This window comes from Longitalea luteola, assembly GCF_017356035.1.
In the GTDB taxonomy this organism is placed as follows: Bacteria; Bacteroidota; Bacteroidia; order Chitinophagales; family Chitinophagaceae; genus Niastella; species Niastella luteola.
The window spans coordinates 146960-159045 of the sequence record NZ_JAFIQX010000012.1; the positions used below are offsets into that span (position 1 = coordinate 146960).

Consider the following 12086-nt stretch of genomic DNA (forward strand, 5'->3'; position numbering starts at 1 on the left):
CCTTTGTTGAAAACCCAACCTTATGAAACAATTTTCGCTGATAACCCTATCCCTATCGATCTGTGCATTCACCAATGCGCAACAGGTAGATATCGAAGGATTGAAGGATGTATTTAAAGCGAAGCCTGTAAAGTTCAACGGCGGCATTTCTGCCGGTTCCATGTTCTACAATGGCAGCGGCAATACCGGCCGCCAGCCATTTACCTGGTATGTGCAGGGCAATGCGAACGCCAATATCCTGGGTAAAGTGAATTTACCCTTCAGCTTCAACTTCACCAATGCAGGCTCAGGTTTTTCCTATCCTGTAATGCCTAACCGGCTTAGCCTGCACCCAACCTATAAATGGATCAGTGGGCATATCGGCGATGTAAGCATGAGCTTTTCGCCATACACCTTGAATGGTCACCAGTTCAGAGGGGCCGGCGTCGACCTCGCATTCAATGGGCCGCTGAAAGTAAGCGCCATGGCGGGCAGGTTGCAAAGGGCCGTGGAATACGATAGCACTAACAAGAATGCGCTGCCTGCGTACGAGCGCATGGGATATGGCATTAAGACCGTTTATGAAAAAAGATGGTGGAAGGCAGGCCTCAACGCTTTTTATGCAAAGGATAACGCCCGCAGCCTTTCGTACCCGCCAGACAGTTTGCAGATCTATCCACAGGAGAACCTGGCCATTGCTTATGAGCTTGGCCTTAAACCGTTCAGGGGCATGGAGATCAGTGCGGAATTAGCCAACTCAGCAATTACGCGGGATACAAGAACAAATAATATCAAAGTAGAAGCTGCCGGCGACGATGGCTTCATGACAAAGCTCATCAATGGTAATTCCTCAACAACCGTTTACCAGGCATTTAAAGGCCAGCTGAACTATAGCTTTTTGAACAGTTCAATAGGCGTGGCGTATGAACGGGTAAATCCCGGGTATACAACACTCGGTGCTTATTATTTCAACAGTGACCTGGAAAATATAACCGTGAATCTTGCGCAAAGCCTGCTGCGCGATAAAGCCAATATTGCGGTAAACATCGGCTCGCAGCGCGACAACCTCAATGGTCAGAAAGAGAGTGCCACCAGGAGACTGGTGGGCGCAGTGAATGTGAACTATATGCCCATCGAAAGATTACAGACCAGCGCCAGTTATTCCAGTTTTCAAACCTACATGAATATCAGGCCGCAGTTTGACTATATCAACAATGTATCACCCATTCAGAATTTTGACACCCTCAACTTTACGCAGCTTTCACAAAATGCGTCGCTAACGGTGAACTACATTACCCGCAGAGATGAGCTGCAAAATCAATACCTGAATGTAAATGCCACCTTCCAGGATGCATCCGATGGACAGGGCGGGGTGGTAGCCAAAGGCAACAGTTCCCAGTTTTACAATCTGGCAACAGCTTATGGATTTCTTTTCCTGAAGAAAGGTATGAGTGTAACACTGGCCTATAATGTAAGCTATAACACAATTGCCAGGAACGATTTCATTACGCAGGGACCTACTGTTTCCGCCAATGCGAAATTGTTTCAACGAAAACTAACCACCGGGTTTTCCTCTTCTTACAATACCAGTGCCGCACAGGGTAACAGGCAAAACAGTGTATTCAGCATCCGGATCAATGCCGCTTATACCTTGCTGAAGAAACACAATATCAATTGCAGCCTCATCAACCAGTACCGTACGGTAGTCAATAAGGAGAATACCAAAGATCTTACCGGCACGCTGGGGTACAGCTTTGCTTTTTAAAATATTCAATGAAGCACACATGAATCAAAGGATCTTATATATCGTACTCTTCCTGCTCACCGGCGCATCGTCATTGGCGAACGATAGCCTGGCCGTGCATACAATGCACCGGAACATATTGCCGGATAGTGCCATGGCCACGCTTCAACAATATACGATCGCAGATTCAGTGAAGGTCAAAGAAGTAGCCAACGGCGCCGTGCAGCGGGTAGATGATATGAACCACTGGCTGGAGTCTTTACAACCAGATGACCTGAACGAGCTGCCGGTTGGATTGAAGAAAACCATAAGTAACGTCACCTATAAACTCGCCATCAGCAGCGCCGTGTTCCATGAAACATTTGCCGAGCTGACGGTATTTGCAAAAGTGGAGATCCCGCAGCATCCCGGACAATTGTTCTTCGGTATCAGCGGACTGAAATTATCTTACAAAGGCGGCATCATCGGCGATGCAAGGCTAACCTTGCTGGGTGATGTGCCCATCAATATCAATGGCGGCAATAGCCAGGTGATCCTCAAGGGCGGTTTTAACCTCAACAATGGACAGGCGGCTGACGGCCTTACCTACCTGAGCATGGATTGTAACGGATTCAAAGAGCTGGGCCTGGCGGCGGATGTGGTATTTCCCCGGTCATTACTGATACCATGTGATGATAACGGCGAACAGCTGGCCGATGCAAATGCGAAAGTGAAAGGAAGCTTTAAAACCATTGTGAACGACTGGAATGATATGCTGGTAGGCATTACCTTACCCCGGTTCCAGATAAGCGGCCTCGACGGATTTGTATTCACCGTAACCAATGCCGTATTTGATTTCAGTGACATCCGCAATAGTTCAAGTATTATTTTCCCCCAGGGTTATGAGCTCAGGCATATGAGCTATCCTAACCCCTCCATGTGGCGCGGCGTATATGTGCAGCTGGTAGATGTGATGCTGCCAAAGACATTCAAAAGAAATAACAGTAACGACCGGATTTCTTTTGGCGCCCACGACCTCATTGTAGACAATAACGGCGTCAGCGGTTTTTTCTATGGAAAGAATATCCTGCCCTATAACAGCGGTTCTGCATCAGGCTGGAAATTCTCTGTAGATGAATTTAACATTGGTATTGAAGCCAACAGGCTGATAGCAGCGGGGTTCAAAGGAAATATAGGACTGCCTGTTGCTGATAAAGATTCCCTGTCCTATGAAGCGGTAATTACCCAGGATAACAAATACTGGCTTACGGTAAGCCCCAAAGGCCAGATGGACTTTAAACTCTGGCAGGCTACCTGTACGCTCGATTCCAATTCTTATGTAAAACTATTGGTGGAAGACGGGCAGTTCATGCCGGAAGCAAACCTGTACGGGCGCCTTACGATCAACGCATCTACCAATCCCGACGGATCAAAAAGTATTGCCAAATTCAACGGTGTAACCTTCAGAGGGTTGAGGCTCCGCACGCGCAGCCCTTATTTCTCGGTAGATTATTTTGGCTATGACGGCGAAGTGAAAGTGGGCAATTTCCCAGTATCGATCGATAAGATAGCGCTAACGGTCAACAATACCCATGCCGATCTCTCATTCGGCCTGAAACTCACTTTGCAGGACAATGCGTTTAAAGCAACTACCAGGCTGAACATTGGCTGCGACTTTGAGAACAGCAACGGTTCACATAGATGGAAATTGGATAAGGTACGACTGGAAAGCATCCGGATTGACAATGCAAAACTTGGCGGACTTATCCTCAATGGAGAAGCGCATTTCATGCAGGACGACCCTATCTATGGTAATGGCTTTGCCGGCGGCATCAACGCTAAATTCACTTCACTCGACATAGAAGTACAGGTACGGGCCATATTCGGGAATACCACCTTCCGCTACTGGTTTGTAGACGGTATGGTGCGATGGTCGCCTGGTACACCAGTAGTAGGGCCTGTTATGCTGAATGGTTTTGCCGGCGGCGCCTACTACCGGATGAGCAAAATGAATCCCTTTGCCGGTATCAGTAAAAGCCTGATGCCGGAATACAAACCGGATAATGCATTAGGGCTGGGTATCAAAGCAGGAGTATTATTCTGTGTTACCAGTCCGGAAGTGGTGAATGGCAGAGCCGAATTTGAGGTGGCTTTTAATAACGGCGGCGGTATACGCTATGTAGGCTTTTTCGGGAATGCCGATATTATGAAAGGGGTGACAGATCAAATTGGCGATGAACTGGAACAGGCGAAACAGATCTTTGCCAATGGCAGCGCCAGGGAAGCGAAGGAAATGGAAGGTAAAACCGAAGAACAAAAGAGAGCCGCCATTGCAGCCGAGCAGGAGCAGCGGGCAAATGATCCGCAATCAGCGGCAGCCGATATACCCTGTTCAATAGGCGGGCCCAATTTCAAAGGACTATCAGCATTTGTTGGTATGTCTTATGATTTCCAGAACAAGATCTTTCAGTCGAATTTCGAGATCTATCTGAATATAGCCAATGTGCTCACCGGGGTGGGGCAGAACTATTGCGCCGGTTGGTCGGAAATGTATTTTTCGCCCGATGAATGGCATGTTTACATGGGTACGCCCTCAAATCCCGTGGGTATCAAATTCGGATTGGGCGGCTTTAGCCTGGAGACCAGTTCCTATTTCATGATGGGAACCAAAATACCCGGCTCACCACCACCACCCCAGGAAGTGGCAGATATTCTTGGTATGGACATGCAGCAGCTGGATTACATGCGCGACCTCAATGCCCTCGGCGATGGCAGAGGTTTTGCCACCGGTGCCAGGTTAAAAGTGCAGACTGGCGATCTCACCTTCCTCATACTCTACGCTAACTTCAAAGCTGGGCTTGGCTTCGACCTGATGTTGAAGCAATACAAAGATGCGCATTGCGAAGGAAGCAGTGAACCTATTGGTATCAACGGCTGGTACGGCAATGCCCAGGCCTATGTTTACCTGCAGGGCGAACTGGGCGTAAAAGTGAATCTCAAATTCCTGAAATTCCGCTTTCCGATCATTCAGGGCGCCGCAGCAACGCTCTTACAGGCCAAACTGCCCAATCCTTCCTGGTTTGCCGGTTACCTGGGCGTGAAGTTCAATATCCTGGGTGGATTGGTGAAAGGCAATATGCGGTTCAAGCTGCAGGTTGGTAAAGAATGTAAAATTGTGAACGGTGAAGGAAAAGAGGCAGTAGTGGGAATGGCCGTTATCTCCGATATAACGCCAAAGGATACTGCCAATGCCGACGTATTTACCGCGCCACAGGTGGCATTCAACTTTGCCATGGATAAAGACATCCCGATCCAGGACGATAAAGGCGACAAAACCTTCCGTACACAACTCGACCAGTTTGACCTGGTGAGCAATGGTAAAACCATTCCAGGCGTAATAAAATGGAATGCCAATAAAGATGTAGCTACTTTCTATTCTAATGAAATCCTTCCCCCTAACGCTACCGTAAAGGCATTGGTGAAAGTAAGTTTTAAAGAACTGAAGAACGGAAGCTGGCAAACAGTATATACAGATGGACAAAAAGCCGAAGAAAGCAAAGAACTGACCTTTGTAACCGGTTCGGCTCCGGAAGCTATTCCCCTGAGCAATATAGATTACTCATGGCCGGTGGTAGACCAGCGGAATTTCTACAAAGAAGAAACGCCGATCGGGTATGTGCAGCTGAAACGCGGACAAACCTATTTGTTCCGGGTGCCGGGTTACAGGCAGGAATTGTCGTTTGTTACTGCCGATGGCGCATCCGTCGTTACGGTACCATTTCAGTACGATTCTTTGAACCGAAAGCTCACTTTCAACGTGATCAAGCTGAAGGGCGGCGCTCAGTATAAATTCCTCCTGAGCAGTTATCCCATTGGTGGCAACAAAGCGGCCAGCACACCTGCCCAAACTACAACGAGCGATGAGAATGGTCTGGAGCTCACCACAAAAAATGCCACAGAAGTAGGCCGCACAGATCTCGGCAAGGTGATCCTGGACTATGGTTTCATCAGCAGCCGCTATGGCAAGTTTTCCGACAGGATCAACAGCTTTACGCTTACGGCCACCCGTGTAAGAAGACTTAGCTCTGACCTCATCAACTTTACCCAGGGTGTGAGCAATGGGGAAGCATTCGATCTGGCAGAGCTCGCCGGTACTGAATACACGGCCGGTATGCCGCTGGTACAGCCATACGCTGTTGTGAACGATCCCTATTTCACGCAGGATCTCAATCCATTGTTCTATGCCGACCTGCCCTACGGGGATATAACGATCGCAGAACGCGACACTGCCGAGTTGGGCTTTATTCCAAGAAAGGCCCTGCCCATTTCTCTTGGCTACCGGTCGCTGGTAGAGAATGGCAATTTCAGCGATCAGCAGGTTACCCAATGGCTGCCTTACATCTATGACCTGCCTTCCATTTACAAGGCAGACTTCCAGGATATCCAGAACCAGCTGGTGAACAGGTACCTGGGAACACCCCGGCAAAAAGATTTTGAAAAGATCATAAACGGTTACTATCCATTTATCAGGGAAGGCTTCTACGAAGTAAGTTACCAATTCGTATTGCCGGGCGGAACAAAAGGAAGCGCCAGCACAGTGCGCTATCAGAATGAGATCAAGTAATGCGGAACCTATGAAAAACGAAACCATACAAATGAAGACTTTATATATTTTGACGGGCGTGCTGCTGATGCCGCTGCTGCTGCTGGCTCAGCCGTCGAACAAGAAAAAGCAGCCGTTGCTTCGTTTCATCGGCCGGGCAGACAGCACGCAAAAAGCGATCTACCTGAGATGGGCATCCGCTACGCCGCAATCATGGAAGACCAACAACAAATACGGTTTCATCCTGGAACGCTATACCGTGATCCGCAACAAGCAAATGTTAAGCACTCCGGAAAAACTGGTGTTGAGCCCATCGCCATTGAAACCGCGTCCGCTGGAAGAATGGGAAACACTGGCCAAAAAAGACAACAACGCCGCTGTGATAGCACAGGCGCTGTATGGAACGGATTTCGATGTAAGCATCAATGAAAAAGGCGCCGCAAAGATCCTGGCACAGTCGCAGGAGCTGGAGCAACGCTTTTCTTTTTCACTGTATGCGGCCGATAATTCTTTTGAAGGCGCCGTGATGGCCGGCTGGGGCTTTGTAGACAAAAATGTGAAACCGGATGAAAAATACCTGTACCGGATCAAAACAGCGGCGCCTGGTAATTTATCCAGGCCCGATTCCATCAGCGTATTCATCAGTCCATCAGAGTATGAGCCGCTGCCTGCCGTGCAGGAAGTGATCGCCCGCTTTGGCAACAAGGGCGTGATGCTGACCTGGGACATCCAAATGCTTTCGCAATATTTCTCTTCTTATTATGTAGAAAAATCAGCAGACGGCGGCGCCAGCTTCAAAAAAGTGAACGGGTTGCCGGTAAGCAATTTTGACAATAGTACGGGAAAACAAAACCGGATGTTCTTTATGGACTCGCTGCAGGAGAACGGAAAAGAATACCAGTACAGAGTAGTGGGCATAAATCCATTCGGGCAATCGGGCCCGCCTTCATTGATCGTAAAAGGCATGGGAAAAGAAATGCTGATGACAGTACCCAATATCCGTAATGCGTATCTAGACAAAAAAGGCATCCTGCAGGTAAACTGGGTATTTGATGAAAAAGCAAACAAAGCCATTCGTGGCTTCCAGTTAAAGCGTGCCGACAATATTAAAGGGCCTTACGAGATCTTTAGCGATACCCTGCCTGTAACAAGCCGAACAGCATCCATCAAAAAAGAACTGGGGGCTTCCAACTATTTTATGATCACTGCGCTGGCCAAAGAGGGCGAAAGCAGTACTTCTTTTCCTTATCTGGTGCAGCCGGAAGATTCCATGCCGCCGGCCATTCCAACCGGATTGAAAGCAATTATCGACACCAATGGCGTGGTGACCATTAGCTGGAACAGGAACACGGAAAAAGACCTGATGGGTTATAAAGTGTTCAGGGCGCAGAAAAAAGGCGAGGAATTGGTTCCCCTGGTGGATTCTATCTGGTATGGCACCACCTTCAGGGATACGCTCAGCCTGAAAATGCTGAATAAAAAGTCTTACTATGCAGTAACAGCATTGGATACACGCTTCAATCAATCTGCACAATCAACGCTGGTAGAAGTAAAGAAACCGGAAGTGATACCACCTTCGCCGGCCGTAATATCGAAATTTAAAGTAGAAGGCAACAGCATAACCGTACAATGGATACCCAGTTCAGATCCCGATGTGGTATCCCATACCTTGTATCGAAAGGCACCAGGCGATACGATAGCACCCACGACGGTGCGAATATTCCGGGGCCGCGATACGACCAGCTTCACGGATAAAGAGCTGCCAGGCGGAAAAACATATATCTATTACGTAGTGGCTGCCAGCGAAGGTGGATTGACGACGGCCTCTGAAGAGTTGACGATCGCCACTGCCCAGCAGGCAAATACGGCAGATGCAAAGATCACCAGGATGTACGCCTACACCCAGCCCGAGAAAAGGCGCATAGAAATAACCTGGGACCATGAAATGCAGAATGTGGCAGAGCTGCATGTGTACAGGGCCGAAGGCGGAAAACAGCTGGTGTTATGGAAAGTGCTGCCAGCCGGTGGAAAAGGTATATACGATACGAATGTGCAGGCCAATACTGCGTACCAGTACGGTGTAATGGCGGTGTTTACATCAGGGGCGTTCAGTAGTATGAAAACCGTAACAACAAAATATTAAGGATGGCTAATGCTTTCAACAAGATCAAATTCATGAGAAAATTTCTATTCATATTGTCTTTGTTGACTGCAGGGTATGCAGCAAAGGCACAGAACTATACGGTCGATCTCACGGGCCTTACATTTGAAGTTAAAGAAGGCGTAAAGAATAATACAAGCTCGCACCTGAATATCGATCTGATCCTGGAGAATGGCTCCACCCTCCGGCTCTATAGCAGGCATCTGGGCGAAGAGGGCGACCGGGAGAACGGCTGGCGTTTAGCTCAACCGGTCACCGTGAGCAGCAGGCCCGTGGAAATGCACACGGAAGGTTTCGTGAATTTCAGGTCAGGTACCGATGCGGATTATGATATTAAATCGGACATCGATTTCTGTTCTTCCAATTACCTGGATATTCCTTCCGGTTCACCGAGGATGACATCCATCAGGTATACCGTGAAAGTAACGCCCCTTTTATCTATTAGCGCTAATTCAACGATCCTGCCGGATAACGATAAGATCAGGCTGACCGCAACAGCCGGTTTTCCGGCCAGTGTTTACAACTGGTATTATTGGACGTCGACGAATGGCTGGTTACCCTTTCCGGCAGCTATAAACAGTGCAGGAAGGTCAACAGTGGATGTTATGTTAACAGATTTTATCCAGGGAAGCCCGCTCAGCAGCATTACCCAAAATACCTTTTTCAAAGTGCAAACCTGTGCATCCGTAGCTTCTAATTTAATTACCCTGAGCAACAGGCTTTCTTCACCCAGGATCATCGGGCTGGATGTTCAACCCAACAAATGTTTCGGCGAATCCAATGGGTATGTAAAGATCCGGTTCGACCGGGCAATCGTTGAAAAAGAATTATTGAACATTTTTTTGGAAGATACGACCAACCCCAATGGCTACAACAGTTCTGTTATCAATCTTACAACAGCCGGTCTTGCTGCCGATAACTCCTATACCTGGCCGGCAGAGTTACCTCCCGGTGGTTACAAGATCACATTGATAGGAAAATATCCCAACAGCAGCACCTCAACTTATACAGATGGGCCGGGGCATGTAGGCCGATTCGGTTTCGAGGGGCCAACCGCATTGTCTTATACAGCGTCAAAAAGAGATGTGTATTGTTTTGGCGGCTCAGATGCCATGATTACTGTAAATGCGTCAGGGGGCGTAGGGAACTACAGAGTTGGCTACAAGAAGATGCACGAAAGCACCTACAACTGGATTGCCTTCTCCGCTGCAGGAACGCATACGATTTCAGGTCTTGATACCGGCTCTTACAACATCAGTGTGCGGGATGGCAATGATTGTATGATGAAAGATGGCAGTGGTCAGGAAGTCATCCGCACCATCACGATCAATCAGCCTGCAGAAGCGCTCCATATAGATAATGCACAGCCTATTAACCCGCTGGCATTTGGTTATACCGATGGAAGCATCAGGGTCATACTCTCCGGAGGTACCCCCGTTAATGGCGACAGCTACGACCTGCAATGGAAAACGATCGCGGATAACGTGCTTACGCCAGAGCCGGCTACCACTGATCCATTCACTACCGTGTTGAAAAATATCGGCGATGGCAAATACATCCTCTTTGCAACCGATGGCAACTATGCGCTCACATCAGGCGCCGATGCAGAAGGCTGTATGGTAAAAGATACATTTACCCTTACGGAACCACCACCACTGATAGTAACGGTTGAACAATACCGGTACGTTTCATGTAAAAACTTTGCAGACGGAAAACTGTATGCAAAAGCCCAGGGTGGTATTGAAATTCCCATCTTCCGCTACCAATACCAATGGTTCAGGAACGACAATGGCGTATGGACCGACATTCAACAGGACGACAGTATTGCCGTGAAACTGAAAGCCGGTGAATACAAGATCATCATTACCGACAAGAACAATATCACCAAAGAATCAGCGCCCTTTACGCTGGTAGAGCCAGACCTGCTCACCCTTACTTTAAGCAGCACACCGTTGAATTGTAATGGCAGCAACAATGGAACCGCCAGTGCGGAGATCACAGGCGGCACCGGTCCTTATCACCTCGAATGGACCACCGGCGAAACCACTACCACCATTTCAAACCTGGCGCAAGGCAACTACAAGGCTTTTGTAAAGGATACCCGCAATTGCCAGACGGAAACCCAGATAAAGGTTACGTCACCTGATCCTGTTGAGATCAGTAATGTGATCGTGAAAGATCCCACCTGTTACCTCGGGGCAGATGGTGCTATCAGTTACACCGCAACAGGAGGAACTTTGCCCTACAACTATAAATGGAGCAATGGCGCCACGTCCGCCACCCAGAACAAGCTGCCGGCGGGGAAATATAGGTTGACCCTCACTGATAGTAAGAATTGTCCGCTGGAGCACACCTTCACGGTGAATGAAACCGCGCCCGTTGTAATTGAGCTGCCGCAGGCCATTACATTATGTGTTGACCAGGTGTATGAAGCCGATGCCACTATTCCGCGGGGGAATACATACGAGTGGACAGGCACCAATAATTATTCGGCTTTTGCGCCCAAAGTAAAATTGACGAATGAAGGAACATACTATGTAACGGCTACCAATGTTAACGGATGTATTGGCAAAGACACGCTTCGCATTACCCGCAGCAATGCCGCCGTGGCAGCAGAAATGGTGGCTACCACCCAGGCGTTCACCAACGAAGTGGTATCGCTGGTAAATATCAGTCAGCCGGCTCCGGAAAAAGTAGAATGGTTGTTGCCATCCGGCAATGTAACCGTGGTAAGTAAGAACGATGAAGAAGCGCAGCTGAGATTTGCCGATACCGGCTTATACATTATTGGTTTGAGAACGATGGTAGGCGCCTGTGAAAAAACAGTGAAGCAGCCGATCACCATTGTGAAGGCGCAGCAATTTGACCAGCCTGGCGCTGTCAGCTCGCCATTCATCAGAGAATTTACGGTGGCGCCAAATCCGTCGAACGGACAGTTTACTGTGAAGGTGGCACTGGAAGAAGCGGCCAGTATCAAACTCAGGTTAATTCAGCTGAATACCGGCATTGTAGTACACCAGCAGCAACAGAATGGCAGCAAACAGTATCAGTTGCCCTATAATGTTCAGTTGAACGCAGGTGTTTATTCCCTTGTGCTGGAAACTGCAAAAGAATACCGGATCATTAAGATAATCATTCAATAAAAGTTCAATTAATAAAATCCAACAGAAATGAAAAAAGCATTCTTCAGCGTGGTGGCAATAACGGCAGCAATTATTGCAGGATGTTCAAAAGATGATGACGGTGGCGGACCGGAAAAAGATCTCCTTGGTAAATGGACGCCGGTATCCACCAAAGTAGTGGTGAGCGACATAAAGAATGGTGGTTCCACCACGACGGATAAGCCTGTTTACCCTGGCGACTACATTGATTTCCGTAGCGACGGTAAGGTGTACACCCGTACAACCGATCCACAGGAAGCGCCCGGGTATGATCCGAACGATACATTGACATACCGGTTAACGACAACTTATTTGATCATAGATGGTGATTCCTGCTTAATAAGCAAGCTGACCAAAGACAGCCTGACCTACATCCTTCAGGAAAAAACCGAAGATGAGCTCTGGGAAACAATTATTTCGCTGAAAAAATAAAAATCATTCAGCAGAACAGTTCTTTTC

General features: G+C 48.2%; 5 protein-coding genes. All 5 read left to right on the top strand.

What is annotated here, in order from left to right:
* Positions 1-22: 22 nt before the first annotated feature.
* The 5 genes from JUB15_RS23845 to JUB15_RS23865 are packed head-to-tail and all read left to right on the top strand — an operon-like array spanning position 23 to position 12059.
* Positions 23-1744, top strand: a complete 1722-nt coding sequence (locus tag JUB15_RS23845) for a hypothetical protein (protein ID WP_207515166.1) — start codon at positions 23-25, stop codon at positions 1742-1744.
* A 19-nt stretch (positions 1745-1763) separates the two neighbouring features.
* Positions 1764-6326, top strand: coding sequence for a hypothetical protein (locus JUB15_RS23850; RefSeq protein WP_207515167.1), 4563 nt, complete (start codon positions 1764-1766; stop codon positions 6324-6326).
* A gap of 10 nt (positions 6327-6336) precedes the next feature.
* Entirely contained in the window at positions 6337-8448 is a 2112-nt protein-coding gene (locus JUB15_RS23855; protein WP_207515168.1) for a fibronectin type III domain-containing protein, read from the top strand.
* 32 nt (positions 8449-8480) lie between these two features.
* Entirely contained in the window at positions 8481-11609 is a 3129-nt protein-coding gene (locus tag JUB15_RS23860) for a T9SS type A sorting domain-containing protein (protein WP_207515169.1), read from the top strand.
* A gap of 27 nt (positions 11610-11636) precedes the next feature.
* A complete protein-coding gene (locus JUB15_RS23865; RefSeq protein WP_207515170.1) occupies positions 11637-12059 on the top strand; it encodes a hypothetical protein in 423 nt (140 codons plus the stop codon).
* Positions 12060-12086: the final 27 nt, after the last annotated feature.